Origin of the sequence: Chloracidobacterium sp. (assembly GCA_016716305.1) — a bacterium.
In the GTDB taxonomy this organism is placed as follows: domain Bacteria; phylum Acidobacteriota; class Blastocatellia; order Pyrinomonadales; family Pyrinomonadaceae; genus OLB17.
On sequence record JADJWP010000002.1, the window covers coordinates 2,098,853 to 2,116,960 of the forward strand.

The 18,108-nt window shown below is 55.3% G+C and carries 15 protein-coding genes; 5 read left to right on the forward strand and 10 right to left on the reverse strand.

The window, feature by feature from the left end:
- Positions 1-10: 10 nt before the first annotated feature.
- The 10 genes from IPM28_11440 to IPM28_11485 all read right to left on the reverse strand — a co-directional run bounded on the left by IPM28_11440 (position 11) and on the right by IPM28_11485 (position 13,815).
- Positions 11-562, reverse strand: coding sequence for a hypothetical protein (locus IPM28_11440; GenBank protein MBK9173592.1), 552 nt, complete (start codon positions 560-562; stop codon positions 11-13).
- A gap of 91 nt (positions 563-653) precedes the next feature.
- Positions 654-1,313 carry a rubrerythrin gene (locus IPM28_11445; GenBank protein MBK9173593.1) on the reverse strand — a complete coding sequence of 220 codons (660 nt, stop codon included), beginning with the start codon at positions 1,311-1,313 and terminating at the stop codon, positions 654-656.
- 186 nt (positions 1,314-1,499) lie between these two features.
- The gene (locus IPM28_11450; GenBank protein ID MBK9173594.1) at positions 1,500-2,885 is read right to left on the reverse strand and encodes a sigma-54-dependent Fis family transcriptional regulator; all 1,386 of its coding nucleotides are present in this window, start codon (positions 2,883-2,885) and stop codon (positions 1,500-1,502) included.
- Positions 2,882-4,126, reverse strand: coding sequence for a HAMP domain-containing histidine kinase (locus IPM28_11455; protein ID MBK9173595.1), 1,245 nt, complete (start codon positions 4,124-4,126; stop codon positions 2,882-2,884). The genes IPM28_11450 and IPM28_11455 overlap by 4 nt, the downstream gene beginning before the upstream one ends.
- A gap of 178 nt (positions 4,127-4,304) precedes the next feature.
- A complete protein-coding gene (locus tag IPM28_11460) occupies positions 4,305-6,929 on the reverse strand; it encodes a zinc-dependent metalloprotease (protein MBK9173596.1) in 2,625 nt (874 codons plus the stop codon).
- Positions 6,930-7,140: 211 nt separating this feature from the next.
- A complete protein-coding gene (locus IPM28_11465; protein MBK9173597.1) occupies positions 7,141-8,403 on the reverse strand; it encodes a M20/M25/M40 family metallo-hydrolase in 1,263 nt (420 codons plus the stop codon).
- Between the two features lie 118 nt (positions 8,404-8,521).
- Positions 8,522-10,270 (reverse strand): tetratricopeptide repeat protein, encoded by a 1,749-nt coding sequence (locus IPM28_11470; protein ID MBK9173598.1) that lies wholly within the window; start codon positions 10,268-10,270, stop codon positions 8,522-8,524.
- A 6-nt stretch (positions 10,271-10,276) separates the two neighbouring features.
- Positions 10,277-12,019, reverse strand: a complete 1,743-nt coding sequence (locus tag IPM28_11475; GenBank protein MBK9173599.1) for a tetratricopeptide repeat protein — start codon at positions 12,017-12,019, stop codon at positions 10,277-10,279.
- A gap of 58 nt (positions 12,020-12,077) precedes the next feature.
- Entirely contained in the window at positions 12,078-12,848 is a 771-nt protein-coding gene (xth, locus tag IPM28_11480; protein MBK9173600.1) for an exodeoxyribonuclease III, read from the reverse strand.
- 40 nt (positions 12,849-12,888) lie between these two features.
- Positions 12,889-13,815, reverse strand: coding sequence for a site-specific DNA-methyltransferase (locus IPM28_11485; GenBank protein ID MBK9173601.1), 927 nt, complete (start codon positions 13,813-13,815; stop codon positions 12,889-12,891).
- A 196-nt stretch (positions 13,816-14,011) separates the two neighbouring features.
- On the opposite strand from IPM28_11485, the gene IPM28_11490 reads away from it, so the two are divergent.
- The 5 genes from IPM28_11490 to atpG all read left to right on the forward strand — a co-directional run bounded on the left by IPM28_11490 (position 14,012) and on the right by atpG (position 18,105).
- The gene (locus tag IPM28_11490) at positions 14,012-14,461 is read left to right on the forward strand and encodes an ATP synthase F0 subunit B (GenBank protein ID MBK9173602.1); all 450 of its coding nucleotides are present in this window, start codon (positions 14,012-14,014) and stop codon (positions 14,459-14,461) included.
- A gap of 1 nt (position 14,462) precedes the next feature.
- On the forward strand, positions 14,463-15,032 hold the full coding sequence (locus IPM28_11495) for a hypothetical protein (protein MBK9173603.1): 570 nt from the start codon (positions 14,463-14,465) through the stop codon (positions 15,030-15,032).
- 1 nt (position 15,033) lies between these two features.
- Complete coding sequence (atpH, locus tag IPM28_11500; GenBank protein MBK9173604.1) at positions 15,034-15,576, forward strand: ATP synthase F1 subunit delta; 543 nt, start codon at positions 15,034-15,036, stop codon at positions 15,574-15,576.
- Between the two features lie 39 nt (positions 15,577-15,615).
- A complete protein-coding gene (locus IPM28_11505) occupies positions 15,616-17,148 on the forward strand; it encodes a F0F1 ATP synthase subunit alpha (protein ID MBK9173605.1) in 1,533 nt (510 codons plus the stop codon).
- 81 nt (positions 17,149-17,229) lie between these two features.
- Positions 17,230-18,105, forward strand: coding sequence for an ATP synthase F1 subunit gamma (gene atpG, locus IPM28_11510; GenBank protein MBK9173606.1), 876 nt, complete (start codon positions 17,230-17,232; stop codon positions 18,103-18,105).
- Positions 18,106-18,108: the final 3 nt, after the last annotated feature.

The window sequence follows — 18,108 nt, forward strand, 5'->3', positions numbered from 1 at the left end:
CCTTTGCTCTTCAATCATCATCGTCGTCATCAGACTTCTTATCCGTGCTGACGCTACCCGTAACTGACTGTCCGCTTGATGCCATCATCGCGTGGACCCCATATTGGTGAACTAGCTTCCCCCCTTCGTGTGCGGTATTGATCAACATCACGACACCCGAGCTGTAAAAAAGGAGAAAAGCGAGATTCAGCGGTATCGTGACCCGCGAGGAAAGCTCCTTTCGAAAGGCCATTGGAGCCAAAACGATGATGCCGAAAACGACAGTCAAGATCGAGAATACCGTTCTTGTTGTTTCGGCAAGCTCTTCGTGACTCTCAAGAACCGCTTCGACGTTGGGCACGCGTTCGGCAAGTTCGCCTGCGGCCTCACCTGTCGAAACGGCGATGAAGGTCGCGGTCGTTCCGATCACCATCAGTATCAGTGCGGATATCAGAAATGCCTTTCCCCGTTTCGCCGTGAATATCCCGATTAGGATCAGCAGCGGTGCAACGATCAATAGCGCGATCGGAAAATGAATAATTAGCGGATGCAAACCATCCCAGCTTGGTAGTGGCGGTAACATAATTCCTCCGTGTTTACTTCTGAAGCGGACGCCGACTGTCGGCCGGCGTCCGAAAACTGCCCCTTGCTCGATCGTCCTGAGACCGGTTCTGTCAATTGATCGCTTCGAACTTTTCTTTCGGGGTAAAATCAACAGGACACTTCTCGATCTTGCCGTCGAGTGTCGTGTACCCGCATGTTGAGCAAACGAAGAACGTGGTCTTTTCACCTTTCCACTTCTCGAGGTTCGCCAGAGCCTCTGCGTAAAGCTTCGCGTGCTCAGCCTCGGCGGTTTTCGCAAAATTGAACGTCCTGACCGCGTCTTTATTCCCAACCGTGCGTGCCTCGTTGAGGAAGTCGACATACATCTTGTCGCGTTCATAGCTTTCGCCTTCGATCGCGCCTTTCAGATTCTCAGCCGTTGTCTTGATCTCCGGAATTTTGACATCAGCCTTAGGGACGCCGCCCATTTTGCCGATCACTTGAGCATGATTGTCTTTATGTATCTCTTCGGCACGGGCCGCTGCCCGAAATAGGCTTGCGACTTTGGCATATCCCTCTTCATCCGCTTTCTTCGCAAAGGCCAGATACTTTGCATTCGCGTTGCTCTCGCCGTCGAATGCTGTCTGAAGATTTTCCAAGGTCTTGGCCCCGCCAGCCGCAGTTCCCGCGGTGCTCGCTGTAGTTGTCTTGTCTACCTGTCCGCAGGCCGCGGCAATCAGTGCGATAGCGAGAACCAATATCATTAAGCTGCTTTGTTTGTTGATCATCATCCTTACTTCTCCTGAAAAAGATCCAGTTTGGTTACTGTCTGCCTTACAACTAGTGCAAAAGCCAGGCCAGTCAACGGATGTGATTTAAATGATGGAATAACTGGAGATACAGCAGTCAGGATGGATCAGGCCTATCGCCGAACGTACAAGTATTTATACGGCCCGAGGAATTGTGTATGAAAATTTCTACATCTCGCCCGATAGTTTGTGCTTCTTTATCTTGTAAGCGATGTCGCTTCTGGAAATACCGAGCTTTCGTGCGGCCTCTGCCTGCACCCCGCCAGAATTTCTCAATGCACGCTGGATCAACTGCGCTTCGATATCGGCCAGCACCGCTGTGAGGTCGATATCCTCCGGCAGTGCGTTGATAGGTCCGGCCCCGATATCCGAAGTCACCTGGTCTGATTGAATATAGATATCGTCCGCGGTCAGTATCCCGCCTTTAGCCAGAATGCACGCACGCTCAAGCAGGTTTCGGAGCTCTCGGACGTTGCCTGGAAAACTGTACCCGCGTAGCTTTTCGAGCGCTGAATCGCGAACCGAAACGTCCTTGATCTTCAGATCCTTGGAAATTTGATTTATCAGCACATCGACAAGAACGGGAATGTCTTCCTTTCGATCCCGAAGCGGCGGTATTTCGATCGGGACCACCGCTAACCGGTAGTATAGGTCCTCCCTGAAACGGCCGTCCTTTACTCGCTCCCTAAGATCACGATGTGTCGCAACGATCACGCGGACATCTGCCGAGCGCGGGACAGATGCTCCAACTCGCAGGAATTGGCCGTCAGTCAGTACGCGCAGCAGTTTTGCCTGGAGGCTCAGTGACATTTCGCCGGCCTCATCAAGAAAGAGCGTTCCGTTGTGGGCCGCCTCAAAGAGCCCTTGCCGCGGCCGGTCGGCTCCGGTAAACGCACCTTTTTCATGCCCGAAAAGTTCCGATTCGAGCAACTGTTCGCTCAAGGCCGCGCAGTTGACCGCGAGAAAGGTCTCTTTCGAACGAATGCTCCCTTTATGGATCGCCCGCGCGACGAGCTCCTTGCCTGTACCCGTTTCGCCGGTGATCAGGACCGTAGCATTGGTCGGAGCGACCTTTGCGATGGTCTCCTTTAAGCGGAGGATCGCCGGGCTCTCCCCGAGGATATCCTCGGCGAATATGTGCCGCTTTGCTTCTTCGCGCAGGATCTCGTTTTCGCGAAGCAGCTTAGTGCGTTCGGTCGCCCGGCGGGCCACAGCCGTCACGACTTCGGGTACGAATGGCTTTGAGATAAAATCGAAGGCTCCAGCCTGCATTGCCTCGACCGCGAGTTCGACCGTAGCAACGGCCGTCAGCATTACCACCGGGAGGTCCGGGTCATTCTCATGGCAGTACCGCAGGAGTTCGAGCCCGTCGCCATCCGGCATCTTCTTGTCCGTTATGACCAGGTCGAATCGTTCCTTTGCGAGAGCCGCGCGCGCCTCGTTAAGCCCGCCGGATGCTGTGACCGAATGTTTGGCATCCGCCAGGATAACCGTCAGGATCCGCAGCATGCTTGGTTCGTCGTCGACGATCAGGATCTTGGCCATATCATTCAAAAGACTATCTCGAACCTTACATCACCTTCCGAATTCTTGACGAGTTCGACCTCACCCCCGTGCGCTCGGGCGATCCTCCGGACGATCGGCAAGCCGAGACCGGTTCCGCGTTCGCTGCGAGAAAAGAATGGCTCGAATATTTGGTCTGCGATGCTGTCCGGGATCGCCGGGCCCTCGTTCGCAACGAACAGGACGGATACGGCACCTCGTTCTTCCGCACCGACAGTGATGGTTTTTCCGCTCGGCGTCGCATTGATCGAATTCGTCACAAGATTCAGCAATGCCTGCTGCATTTGCCCCGGATCCATCGTGAACCTGATGCCCTGGGGGCATTGTATCTCCAGACTGAGGTTCTTCTCTGCTAACTTAGCTCTTGAGAGCCCGCCGATGTACTCGAGGTTTTCTCGCACCGGGACCTCCTTTACGTCCGGTTCCTTTGTACTTGCGAAAGAGAGGAAATCTGTTGTCAATAGTTCAAGCCGGGTTGCCTCCGCAGTAGCAATATCGAACATCTCTTTGCGGACAGACGAGTCCCCGCTTTGCTTTTCCGCCAGCTTCAGCGAACTCGCGATCATCGATACCGGATTGCGTATCTCGTGCGCGATGGCGCTCGACAGTTGGCCGACCGCCGCGAGTTTTTCCTCGGCGACCAATCTACTCTGCAGTTCCCGCAGTTCATCAAGGCTTTGATTCAGTTTTTCCTCTTCGATCCGGAGGTTCCCGACGAGCAGCCAGACGATGATCCCGACAACTAGAAATACAAGCGAGACCGTGGCCGCTTCGAAATACTCACTGATATCGACAGGGGGATGTTCATTGAAATAAAGATAAACTTCGAGGAAGTTGAGTGTGATCGCCGCAGTGACCACCACCATCATCGCAGCAAGCCGGAAACGATACGCGGCTGAGATTATCGGGATGATCATCAGGACCGAATAATGGCTGTCCGCGGTGCCGCCCGAGCGGGCCGCCAGGAACGCAAAGACCATATTCAAGACAAGCGAAAGATAGATGTGCGCGTTTATCAGAACAGGTGGCGTATTCTCATCTGTCTTCTGGATCCAGATCAATTCCAGATTCAGCAAAACGAACCTCACCGCGAGTACCAGCAAGAGCCAGCCTGATGGCCGTCCGAGCAACGCGATGAAGCTGATATGCACGAATACAAGTGCGGCGATCACCGCCATATTCAGCAGTATCAGTAGCGTTTCCTGCTTTCTGTAGATATCCGGACTTATCATCGGGAAGTAATATTACTGAGTGTAATCCTAACTCCTACGACATCCAACCATCTCTGCGAACATCCGGACCTTCGCGTCGAAAAGCATAGAGCAGCTCTTGCATGCTGCTGAACAATATCACCGGCTACAAAAAAAGGGGGTTTCCCCCCTTTTTTTATCGATCGCGAAATGGATGCCGTTACGGTTCGATGACGTAATCCGGCCAACACGATGTCGGGTTGAGATAGAGCTCCATGAACTCCAAAGCAAGCCGGTTCGCCGCCGCATTGGATGACGATGCCGCATTCGGATCGAGGATCTTACCGATCTGATCCTGGACGGCCTGAAGGTGGATCTTCGTCGCACGGTCCGTCGCCCGTCCCATCGCTGCTCCTGCCGCCGCGCTGATCTCGCGAAGCTCGGCCCGATAGAACGCTCGTTCATCGCCGCTTGTTATGAACATCGCCGCAAAACTTGCCGGAAGCCCTTGCGGCAAGGTTGCCGCCGGTGCATTCAGCTTGTTATTGGCGATATCGAGATACGCGCGATGAAGGTTGCGCCGATAGGCATCCACGACCGGCGTCGGTGAGTTCAGTTCCGAAAAGACGCCGTTGCGGACATCGGCGAGAAACTCCGCCGGATCATACGCAGCATTGCCGTCCAGGGCACTTTGCTCGACGAGGCGTGCGAACCGCGAACTCGACAACAGATTGTTTAGGACGCTGTTCTGCGCGTTCCGGACGCGGTTGAGTGCGCCGATCGGTTCGATACGTCTGAGTATCTCTTTATCGATCGCCCACATCGGGGTTGCGAACGCATTATCGTTCAGAAACCTGACGGCTTCTGCCTGCCGGGCCCTCGGGATCAGATCAAATCGAACGCCCGTCTGCCCGATATGCTTTTGCTGCGAATTGTAGCCGCCGACGATCGCCGCCACGTGGTTCATTTCCAGCGTCCACTGGCCGAGCATCCTGCCGTAAAGCTCATTGAGGTCGTTGTAGGGTTGGCCGGCCTGCGTCGTCGTCGCCGGGACGAGCATCTTGGCAACGCGTTTCAGGTTAGCCACGCCGAGGGTCGTTGAACGCACGGCGTCGGCATCGCCGACCGCTTCGGTCAGTTCACCCGGGTCGCTGCCGCTTGAACCGGCGGTCGAAAAACGCAGCCACGGCGTCTTGTCCTGTTCGCGGGCCCATTCGTTCAGGGTTTTCAGTTCGTCATCCGACGACTTTGCGGTCGGTATCGGCTTATACCCCCACATCGTCGCCCATTCGTCATACGGCCCGATCCCCGGTACGAGGTCAGCCGGATCGATCTTGTCTTCGGGCTGCGCGACGTAGTTGAATCGTGAATAGTCCATTAACGTCGGCGTGTGGCCCATTTTTTTGACCCACGCGGCATCGCGTACCTTCTCCTGCGGATAGGTCGAGCTGGCCTTCATGTTGTGCTGGAAGCCGAGCGTATGGCCGACCTCGTGTGCAACGACGTATTCCACCAGCGTTCCCATCAGATCGTCCGGCATCGGAAGTTTCGCAACACGAGGGTCGAGCGGGCCGACCTGAAGGAAATACCACGAACGCTGAAGGTTCATGATGTTGTGATACATCTGGATGTCCGATTCGAGGATCTCGCCCGTTCGCGGGTCATTTACGTGCGGCCCCGAGGCGTTCTCGATCGTCGACGGCAGCCAGCGGATGACCGAGTATCGAGCATCTTCCGGATCGAATTCGGGATCTTCGGCCTTTGATGGCTGCATCTTCGCTATTATCGCGTTCTTGAAGCCGGCGGCCTCAAATGCCTTCTGCCATTTCTCGACGCCGCGTTTCGTGAACGGAACCAGCCATGCCGGCGTCGCCCGGTCGATGTAATAAACGATCGGTTTTACCGGCTCGGACATTGCTGCATTCGGGTCTTTCTTTTCGAGCCGCCAACGCGTGATGAAGCGGCGTTCCTGCGCTCTGTGCTCCGGACGCCCGTAATCGGTGTTGCTGACCGAAAAGTAACCAACGCGCTCATCGAACAGCCGCGGCATCATCGGATTCTCGGGCAGCTTGACCATGCTGTGGTGAAGGACGACCGTCGCGCTTCCCGGATTCATCCCGGCCGCAAACGGTGACGCCGGAGCCGCAGGTGCGCCTGCGGGCGATGCGATACGTGTGTAGGTATGGGTCGCTCGGGCCTCGATGTTGGTCGGGAATGGCGATATCCGTTCGATGTACGTTCGTGACGAATCCATCGTCGTCGCATTCAATCGCTGACGCGCGCTGATCTCGAACATGTCGGTCGTGAAAAGCCGCGTAACGTCGATCACGGCCGCCTCGTCCGGTCCCCAGGCCGCTACCGGAAATGACATCAGGATCGTATCGTGGTTCGAATTGCGGACCGCCTCGGCGATAGGCAATGTCGGATCGGCGACGATGCTGAAATTCACATTTCGGAGATTGATCTTGTTCTCATTGCGCTCCCACCTGACCACCCGCCGGCCAAGGGCCTGGCCTCCGTAGCCGACGCCAACGGTCGTACTCGCGATCTGGGTGACCATGAGAAACTGTTTGTCGATCTCGCTTTTCGGTATTTCGTAATAATATTTGTCCTTTACTTTGTGGACCTTGAAGATGCCGTCGCGGGTCTTGGCGTCCTTGGTGATGACCTTGTCGTAGGGTTGCGGATCCTGCGATGCACCGCCGCCCGGCATACCGGGCAGTGTCGGCCGGCCGCCGGCCGGTGTTTCGGTCGGCACAGGCGGCGGATCCTGGGCGATCGAAATGCTGGTGAGAACAAATGCGATCAAGCCGATCGCGAATAGCCTGTTGAGAAACTTACTCATTTGACCTATCTCCTTTAAACTGCGCATTCGTAGCTATGCGCTCGGGGTATTTTTCTGGAAAATTTGAGGTTGAACCGCGTAGTTTACGGCCAAGAAACAGAAAAGGTTTTATTATTTCGAAAAATGGACACCGAACGGTTCGATACTTATAGCATCGATTCATGCCGGGTGCAATAAGTTCGGGCCTCGCGCTGCGTCCCGGTCTCGCGATTCACATCCTCGGTCCGGCGACAGCTATTATCGCGGCAAGAACTCGCTGAGACCCGCGATAGCTGTCCGTCGTGTCAAAACTTTCGCCGACCGAGTGCATCCCTTTCCATGTGCCGCCGCTGCCGACCGTAACGGATGGTATCCCGAAACGCTGCGGCATCCCTGAATCAGTGCTGCTGACCGTCGGATTTGTCGGAATGCCGAGGGCCTTGTCCATCGCGATTATCGTTTGGATGATCGGTGCATCGGCTGCCTGTTTGCCGACCGGCCGTTCGCCGATCAGTTCGACCTCGACCGAAAGGCGCGCTCCGTCAGGGCGGGCCGCATTCTCCTCGGCGAGCGCCGCCTCAACGGCCTGTCTGAATTTGGCGTCGAGCCTTGAAAGTTCTTCCGCGCTGACCGAACGAAGGTCGACCTCCATCGAGGCGGTCTGGGCGATCGAGTTGACGGTCGTTCCGCCGTCGATCTTCCCTACGTTATAAGTGGTCCGCGGGTCGGCGGGCACCGTAAGTCGCGAGATCTTTTCGATCGCTCGCCCGAGGGCATGAATCGCGCTTGTCCTGCCAAATTCCTTAAAGCTGTGACCGCCAGGGCCGCTGAACGTTACGCGGTATCGATTGCTGCCGATCTCGCGCGTCACCAGGTCGTAGCCCGAGGCATCGAGAGCGATGAAGTTCGTGATCCGTCCCTTCAACTCTTCCGTGACCAGATGGCCGACACCGCGCAGATTCCCGAGCCCTTCTTCACCGACGTCGCCGACGAAGACGATGTTGTCGCGCGTTTCGATCTTCGCTTCATTCAACGCCCGAATGACCGCAAGCATCACAGCCAGACCGCGAGCGTCGTCGCCGATGCCCGGCCCGGTCAACAGATTGCCATTGCGTTTCACCTTTACATCTGTGCCCTCGGGAAAGACCGTATCTAGATGAGCGGCTATCACGAGCGTCTCTCGCGGATCAGAGCCGGGACGCTCGCCGATGACATTTCCGGCCGCATCGATCCTAACCTTCGAAAGCCCAAGCTCGCTGAAACGCCGCTTGTAATACTCGGCCCGCTTTCCTTCCTTGAACGTCGGTGCCGGAATCTCGGCCGTTCGGATCTGTTCCTCGATGGTCTCGGGCTCGATAGCCCTGATGAACTCAAGGGCCTTTCGAACCTTCGGCGAACGGACGATCTCATCAGGCGACTGGGCAGACACTGCCAGTGTTCCGAGCGGTAAAAGCGCGAGCAGAGTCAAAACGATCATCTTCAAACCACGTACCATCTTCTTTTATTCCGGGATCCCGACTCGTTTGACCAATTCCTTAAATCGCGGGTCGTCTCGCACGAAGTCCCAGGTTTTATTGACCCTTAGTTCGAGCAAGGGATCGCTTCATCAGGTTTTATTCCGGCAGATTCATCCGTCTCAGGAGATCCTTAAATCGCGGGTCGTCGCGGAGGTCGTCGAAAAGCGGATCGACCCTCATTCGACCCATGTCCTCTTTTCTGGCAAAGCCTTTCTCTAGTGCGGCGAATGCCTTGTCCTTTTCGCCAAGTGCGCCATAGACGATGGCGGCATTCGCTCCATCGTACGCCCGGTCAGAACTGTACTCTGAAATGACCGCCTCCGCCTCGCTCCGGCGTCCGCTTTTTGCGTAGGCGTATCCACGAAAACGAGATAACAATCGCTGATTAGTTTCATCGCCCGGCCCTTTTTCGATTAACTCGATCGCCTCGACGTATTTCTTATTCGCACAATAAGCGTAAACGAGCCAAAAACGGCCCGAGATAAAAGTAGGGTCGAGGTCGAAAGTCTTCTTGGCTTGGTCGAGTCCCAATTCGCTTTGCCTGTCAAAGAGATAAGCCCCGGCGAGGTTTGCCTGCATTATCAATGACATGGGCTCCAGGTCCACGGCCATCTTGATCTCTCGAACCGCATCACCGGTTCGGCCGGTCGATTGCAGGAAAAGCCCGTAAAAGTAGTGCGCTCTTGCATTGTTGGGATCGATCTCAAGTGCCTTTTTTAAAGCCACCTCAGCTTCCGGCCACTTCCATTCCAATCGAAACGCTGTTCCCATCGCCGTATGGGCTTCGGCGAGATTCGGGTCTATCTCGCCGGCCCTGACAGCCGCATTTTTTGCTCTGGAAATCCCCTCTTCGTAGGAAAAAGGAAGGAATGCGTTCCCGCTTCCGCTGCTATACGCATAGCTCATACCAACGTAGGCGAGGGCAAAGTTGGGGTCGAGCTTTATCGCCTGCTGGTAGAAATCGATGGCTTTCTCAAGGTCTTCTTTTGATCGTCTGGCGAGGTGATGCTGGCCTCTCAGATAAAGTTGATAGGCTTCGTTGTTGTCGGTGTATTTCTTCGCCAGCTTTTGCTCGCTTTCGCCCGAGAGTTTTATCTGTAGTTTGCCCACGATCTCGGTGACGATCTCGCGTTGGGTGGTCAATAGTTCTGAGAGTTTCCGTTCATACTGCTCGCCCCATAGCGATTTGTTGGTGCGGGCATCCACAAGTTCGACCGTGATGTTCAGATTGTCGCCCCGCTTGGTAAGGCGTCCGGTCATCACCGCATCTACGCCAAGTTCGGAGGCGATCTCGGCAACGTCGGTCTCTTTCCCCTTGTAACGCATCACCGAACTCGTCGGGCTGACCCGCAGATCAGGGATCTGCGTCAGCCGAAAGATCACCGATTCCGCCAAACCGTCAGACAAATAATCCGTGTCGGCATCCGAATTCCTATTCTCAAACGGCATCACGGCGATGGAATTGATCTGTTTAGAACCAGAGGCCGAGAAATATCGGTAGCCAAAGAATCCGCCAACCAGAATAGCGATGGCCACCACCACAGCGGCAAGCGGCTTTGTTCGCCGAGCGGAAAAGCTGCGCTTTTCCGTCGAGTCATTTAAGGTCGTCTGAGGCTCCGCCTCCGCTCCTGTGCTTAGAATCGCGGTTTGTTCCGTAGTATGTATCTGCGCTCTCGTCTGCGCCTCCGCCGGAGCCGAAGTCTCGTGCAATATCGCCGTTGCCGGCTCATCCGTGTCACTCACGGGCACGGGTACCGACCCTTGAACGAGCGCAATTCCATCTTCGAGACAATACAGCAGCGTATCGTCGTAATAATCCCGTCTGCATTCAGGGCATCGTTTCATATCATTCTATTCCGGCAGACCCATCCTTTTGAGCAGGTCTTTGAATCGCGGGTCGTCACGGAGCGGTTCGAATTGCAGTTCCCATCGGAACGTGTTCAGTCGGCTGTCGCGGTTTTGGAAGTCTTTCTCCAACCATTCAAAGGCTTTGTCCTTGTCGCCGAGCCCGGAATAGACAGCCGCCACTTCGTGGCCAGCCGCTATTTTTCGGGCGTATTTGTCTTCGAGCTCTTTCGCAACTGCCATCGCCTCGGCCCGCTTTCCGACAGCACCGTAAACAAAGCCGAGTTCGCTAAGTACCACATTTTGTCGATTGGTTAGTTCGACCGCCTTTTCCAAGGCTCTGACGGCCTCATCTTTTCGCCCGACTTTTAAGTACGAGAGTCCAAGATACTCGTATCCCCTACCGTAATTTGGATCCAGTTCTACGACCTTTAGGGACTTCCGGATACTTGCGTCGTGATCCCCCTGAACTTGGTAGATCATCGAAATGTTGACGCCGATCGAAGGCGAAAGTGGATCAAGTTCCCCAGCCCGCATAATGATCTTTGCCGCCTCGTCATATCTTCCCTGGTTCTTCAGGAGGATCGAATACCAGTGATAAGCGGTAGCGTAGTTTGGATTGATCTCGATGGCTCGTTCGTATTCCTTTTCCGCTTCTGCCCATTGCCAGGTTTGGACATAAACAATTCCCAGTGTTGCATGCGGTTCTCCTAACTGGTCATCGATGGCGATCGCTCGTTCGGCGAAAGCCTTAGCCTGCGGCAGCGACTCGCTTGCCGGAGTTCCTGCGTATTCAGGAAGTATGGCGTAGCAGTCGGCTAGACCGGCGTAAGCGAGCGCAAAATTCGGGTCCAGGTCGGTCGCTGATTTGAACTCTGCGATCGCTTTCTTAATGTTCTCGGCCGTCCGCCGATTCCAGAAGGTTCGCCCTTTCAAGTACGCTTGGTAGGCTTCGTTATTTTCGGTGTATTTCTTGGTGATGCCCTTTGTGTCGCTGCCTGCGAGTTTCAGTTCCAGCTTTTGAGTGATCGTCGCTGCGATCTCTCGCTGAGTCGCGAGCAGATCGGCCAACTTGCGGTCGTACTGCTCGGCCCAAAGAACTCTGCCGGCCTTTACGTCGACCAGCTGAACGCTGATGTTCAGATTGTCACCGATCTGAGACAGTCTTCCAGTCATAACCGCATCGACGCCGAGTTCGCTTGCTACCTTTGCTGCGTCGCTCGTCGTACCCTTATATCGCATTACCGAACTCGTCGGGCTTACCTTCAAATTCGGCAACTGCGAAAGACGATATATAAGCGAATCAGCCAAACCATCCGACAGATACTCGGTATCGCCGCTGCCGCTGCGATTCTCAAACGGCATCACGGCGATGGAATTGATCTGCGTGGAACTCGACGCTGAGAAATATCGGTACCCAAAGAAACCGCCGACCAAAACAGCAACAGCAACAACCGCGACCATCAGCGGCTTTGTTCGCCGAGCGGAAAAGCTCTGCTTTTCCGTCGAGCCGCCTAAATTCTCTTGAGGCCCCGCCTCCGCTCCTGTGCTTAGAATCGCGGTTTGTTCCGTAGTATGTATCTGCGCTCTCGTCTGCTCCTCCGCCGGAGCAGCCGTCGAGTGCAGGATCGCCGTCGCTGGCTCATCGGGCGATGGGACCGAGCCCTGAACGAGCGCGTTCCCGTCCTCCAGACAATACAGCAGCGTATCGTCGTAATAATCCCGTCTGCATTCAGGGCATCGTTTCATTGAAACTCCTCGCGGCGTAAAAAATGCCAGGCTCCGTTGTCTCTATTCTGTCGGGCCATCAAACGTCGAATTCTGCCAGGACCGGAGCGTGGTCGCTCGGTTTCTCCAGGCCGCGGGGCGATCGGTCGATGATACAGTTTGTGCATTTTGCGGCAAGCGGCGGCGACGTCCATATATAATCGATCCGAAGGCCGCGGTTGCGCTGCCATGCACCTTCGCGATAGTTCCACCACGAGAATTCTTGCGCGTCGCCGTTGATCTTTCGGAAAAGATCGACAAAGCCCCATTGCTTGACGTTGTACATCGCGGCCCGCTCGGTCTTTGTGAAATGAAGCTTGCCGGTCCATTGCTCTACGCTCCAAACGTCGGCGTCGTCCATAGCGACATTGAAATCGCCGCAGAGCAGCACATCATTGTTAACGTCGCTCGTCGCATCAAAATAGCGCCTTAGCCGCATCAGCCAATCGAGCTTGAACGTAAACTTATCGGTACCGAGCTCGGTGCCGTTCGGGATATATGTATTGACTATCCTGATCCCGTTTATGGTCGCCGCGATCAGACGTTTTGGCGATTCATCGTCGTCGTCGTCAAATCCTTTTTGAACGTCCTCGATCGGCAGTTTCGAAAGGATCGCGACGCCGTTATACGATTTCTGCCCGAAGAATTCGGCCTCGTATCCGGCACTGTTTATTGCGTCGAGCGGAAAATTCTCATCGACGCATTTCGTTTCCTGCAGGCAGACGACGTCCGGAGCTGTGCGTTCGAGCCATTCAAGCAGCTGGGGCATGCGGACGTTGATCGAATTGACGTTCCAGGTGGCGATCTTCATTTGTTGATATCTTAACGGCTTTGCGCAATTGCGGGAAATATTATTTGCCTGTCCGGCCTGCATTTCGCTCCCAAAAAACGCCATCGGCAAAGCCTTGTATGCTCTTGTCGGTTTCGGCGAGTTCGAGACGTTTTGCGGCGAGGAGGCAAAATTCTTCGTCGGATTCGATGGCGGTAAAGTGGCGGCCGAGCTTTCGGGCGACGACCGCGGTCGTGCCGCTGCCGGCAAAGGGGTCGAGGATGTGATCACCCTCATTGCTTGAGGCAAGAATGATCTTGGCGAGCAGCTTCTCGGGTTTCTGCGTCGGATGATCGGTGTTCTCCGGCATCGACCAAAATGGCACGGTGATGTCCGTCCAAATGTTCGAGGGGTGCGTGTCGCGAAATTTTCCTTCCTCGTCCCAGTCTTTAGGCTTGCCGTTTTCGCGATACGGGGCAAGCACCCGGCGACGCTGCTTTACCGCATCGAGGTTGAATGTGTACTCGCCCGAGACGGTAAAGAACCAGATATCCTCGGCCGCGTTCTTCCAGTTCGCCTTCGCCCCGCGACCCTTTTCGCGTTCCCACGTGATGCGGTTTCGCAGCGTGAAGTACCTTGAGCCGATGCGCTGTATTGCCGCCGCCGAACGCCAATCGCCGCAGATATAGATGCTCGCTGTTGCCTTGAGCAGCGGCACGCAGGTCTTTATCCATGAGTCGAGCCAAGATTCGTATTCGTCCGATGTCGATTGTTTGAACGCCTCTTTCCCGAACTTTTTCGTCAGGTTATACGGCGGATCGGCAAACAGCAGGTCGAAGGTATCGGCCGGCATTTTTTTCAGCACGAGAAATGCGTCGCCATTGATGACGATGTCGCGCGCCGCGATCGTCTCTGTGGTCTTTGAAACGCGCCGAACATACCGCATATAGTGCTTCGATTCGGCAGGCCCCAAAGATATTGTACGGTTACGTGCAGCCCTTTTTGTCATCGCTTTTCAAGAGTATACGCGGTCGTTATCAAAGTGAAGCGTGCCGAGTGGCTGATTTTCGCCGAACCCCGATTTTTACAACGCTGTGACGTTCAGGGGTCTCCTTGACCGTCAAAATCGCGCGTGATAGTCTCTAATGTTTTGAGAGTCGAACGATCGAAGCTCTTTATTTAACAGCTTTATTTTATAATCGCGTATGTTTTTGCTGGCCTTTGCCGAATCGATCCAGCTTGTGCCGGACGGCACTCTTTTTATACATATCGCCCTGATCCTTCTGATGATCTGGGTGCTCAACCGTACGTTCTTCAAGCCGATCAACGCGATCCTCGAAAAACGCTCGAAGCAAAAGGTCGGCCGCGGCGGCGAGGCCGAAGAGATCCTGCGCAACGTTGCCGATAAGCAAAAACAATACGAAAAAACGATGCTTGCGGCTCGCAGCGAAAGCTACGAGATGATCGAGAGCGAGCGGACAAAGGCCGTCGAGGAACGGCAGAGTGCGATCAGTGCGGCCCGGGCGGAAACGGCGGGCCTCATCGCGAAGGAGAAAGAACTGCTCCGCGACGGGGTTGCCGAAGCCCGCGTCGAGATCGTCCGCGAGGCTCAGAAAATGGCCGAGAAGATCAGCGCAAACATTTTGAAGGCATAGTATGTTGGCATCTTTTTTCAACCTGATATTCATTCTCGCCGCCGGTGCGTCCGCTGAGGGCGGATTCGCGGGTTTTTGGGAAAAATATCTTAATTACCCCGGATTCGAGATCTGGAAGTTCGTGAATCTCGCGATCTTTGTCTCGGTCATCGTTTATCTTTTGAAACGGCCTTTGAGCGAGGCATTCAAAGCAAAACGCGAATCGATCAGGGCCGAACTCATCCGGGCAGAAGAAGAAAAGAAGGCCGCTCTTGCAAAGCTCACCGAGGCCGAAGCAAGACTTGCCGGCGTTGAGGCCGAGATCGAAGCAATAAAGAAAGAGGCCCGCGAAGAGATCGAGGCCGAAAAGCTGCGGCTCGCCGCTCAGGCCGAGGCAGAAGCCAAAAAGCTGCGTGAGCAGGCCGCCGGCGAGATCGTCCGCATCGGACAGGTCGCCCGCCTTGAACTTCGCCGTTTTGCGGTCGATGAGAGCCTTCGGCTTGCCGAAGAAAAGCTGCGATCGCAAATGACACCGGACGTAGATTCAAAACTCATCAAGTCAGGCATTCAGGCGATCGGAGGTTTGAACTAACATGAGTGTTGAGACCGTATCGCGTCGTTACGCAGCCGCCCTTGCAGACGTTGTCACGAAGTCGGGCGAATCCGAAAGCGTCCGGGCCGAGCTGAAGGGTTGGGAAGAGATGATCGCCTCCAACAACGATCTTTCGACCGCATTCCGCAACCCGGCGATCGCCCACTTGAGAAAAGAAGGCGTGCTCGAGGAATTGCTCAAGAGATCGAAGCCCTCCAGGACAACGGCAAATTTTCTTCGCATCCTGCTTCAGAACAGCCGCCTGACCGAGCTTTCTGAGATCAACGAGCGATTCGTTTCGGAACTCGAGGAGCGTGTCGGGATCGTTCATGCAGAGGTCTCGTCGGCACACGAGCTTTCGGACGAGCACAAGGCCGAGCTGAAATCGAACCTCGAAAAGCTCACCGGCAAGCAGGTCAAATTCGATTTTGAGATCAACAAAGATCTGATCGGCGGTGTCGTCGCACGGATCGGTTCGACCGTTTACGACGGTTCGGTCAGAACGCAGTTAGAACATTTAAGAGAACAATTAATGCAGAAGTAGTCTGAGAACGCCTTCAGGCATTTTCGGACTCATAAATTTATGGAAGCAATCAAAGCTAACGAGATCAACGAGATAATTCGAGCCCAGATAGAGAATTTCGATTCGAGCATGACGGTCGACGAGGTCGGAACGGTCATCAAGGTCGGCGACGGCATCGCCGAGGTTTACGGGCTGGAAAAGGTAATGGCCGGCGAATTGCTCGAGTTTCCTCACGGCGTTCGCGGGCTCGCTCTTAACCTTGAGGAAGATAAGGTCGGGTGCGTGCTCTTCGGCGATTTTCAGAAGATCAAGGAAGGCGACGAAGCAAAGCGGACGAAGCGCATCATGAGCGTTCCTGTGGGCGACGCAATGATCGGCCGCGTCGTCGACGCTCTCGGCAACGCGATCGACGGCAAAGGCGAGATCATCACCGATCTTTATAACCCGGTCGAGCGTATCGCTCCCGGCATTATCGACCGCCAGCCGGTGAAAGAACCCCTGCAGACCGGCCTCAAAGCGATCGACGCAATGGTGCCGATCGGCCGCGGACAGCGTGAGCTGATAATCGGCGACCGCCAGACGGGCAAGACCGCTGTCGCGATCGACACGATCATCAACCAGAAAGGCAAGGACGTTATCTGCGTTTACGTTGCTATCGGGCAAAAGGCCTCGACCGTTGCTCAGGTCGTCAAGAAGCTTGAGGACTACGGCGCGATGGACTATACGATCGTCGTTACCGCGACCGCATCCGATCCGGCAGCGATGCAGTTCCTCGCTCCCTATTCGGGATGTGCGATGGGCGAGTATTTCCGCGATAACGGACGCCACGCTCTGACGATCTACGACGATCTTTCAAAGCAGGCTGCCGCATACCGCGAGATCTCGCTGCTGCTCCGCCGCCCGCCGGGCCGCGAAGCATATCCCGGCGACGTCTTTTATCTTCACTCACGCCTTCTTGAGCGTGCCGCTAAGATGTCTGATGCGCGCGGCGGCGGTTCGCTGACGAGCTTGCCGATCATCGAAACGCAGGCAGGCGACATTTCGGCGTACATCCCGACCAACGTGATCTCGATCACCGACGGTCAGATATTTCTCGAGTCCGACCTTTTCAACTCCGGCGTCCGTCCTGCTATCAACGTCGGCAACTCGGTCTCGCGTGTCGGCGGTTCGGCTCAGATCAAGGCGATGAAATCGGTCGCCGGCACGCTCCGTATCGACCTCGCTCAGTTTCGCGAACTCGCGGCATTCGCCCAGTTTGGCTCGGACCTCGATAAATCGACGCAGGCGCAGCTCGAACGCGGCCGCCGCCTCACCGAGATCCTGAAACAGGGCCAATATCAGCCGATGGAGGTCGAACAGCAGGTGATGATCATCTGGACCGTTACCAACGGCCTCGCCGATGACATCGAGGTCGCCGATCTCAAACGGTTCGAAGAAGAATTGAACGCGTACATGAAGAACGCCCATCCCGGCGTCATGACAACGATGCGCGAGAAGAAGAACATCGACGACGCCCTCAAGGCAGAGATGAAAGAGGCGGTCGAAGATTTCAAAGCGACCCGCTGGGAATCGGCAAGCGCCGCAGCGGCATAAGAAGTGTGTGAATGATCGGTGAAGAATGATGAAAGCGAACGGCCCTCATAATCCTTCATTTGAGATCCACGATTGGTTTATATGGCTAGTTTGCTAGACATGCGCCGGCGCATCAAGTCGGTCAAGAACACGCAGCAGATAACCAAAGCGATGAAGATGGTCGCTGCCGCGAAACTCAAACGCGCTCAGGACCGCGTTACCGCATCGCGTCCTTTCGCGAAGAAAATGTCGGCGGTCCTGGGCGGATTAAGCTCAAAGGTCGCCGACGAATTCTCACATCCGCTGCTGACCCAGCGGGGCGATCAGAGATACCTGGTCGTTCTTGTGACGGCTGACAAGGGCCTCGCCGGCGGTTTCAACGCCAACGTCATCAAGGCAACGCAAGCTTTTTTGGAGACGAATTCCGAGAAGTCGTCCGAGCTGATCGCGGTCGGCCGAAAGGGGCGTGATTTCTTCAAACGACGCGAGATAACCATCGCCGCCGAGTATATCGGCCTGACCGGCGCCGGACAGGTGAAATATACGGATGCCGCCGATATCGCCGAAAAACTGATCGAGACCTTTACCGAAGACGAAACCATCGACAAGGTATTTCTTGTATTTACCGAGTTCAAAACGGTCCTTTCTCAAAAACCGGTGATCGAACAGCTCCTTCCGATCCCGTCGATCGCAAGCGAGGGCGAGGCCGAGGTCTCAGCCGATGCCGAGTACATTTACGAACAGCCTGCGGCCGAGATATTCGGCAAGCTGCTTCCGAAACAGGTCGTCACGCAGGTTTACCGCGCCATGCTCGAATCGGTCGCGTCCGAACAAGGCTCGCGTATGACCGCGATGGATTCCGCCTCGAAGAATGCCGGCGAGTTGATCGATTCGCTGACGCTGAACATGAACCGTATTCGCCAGGCAGCGATCACCAAAGAGATCATCGAGGTCGTTTCAGGAGCGGCAGCCGCCTAATTC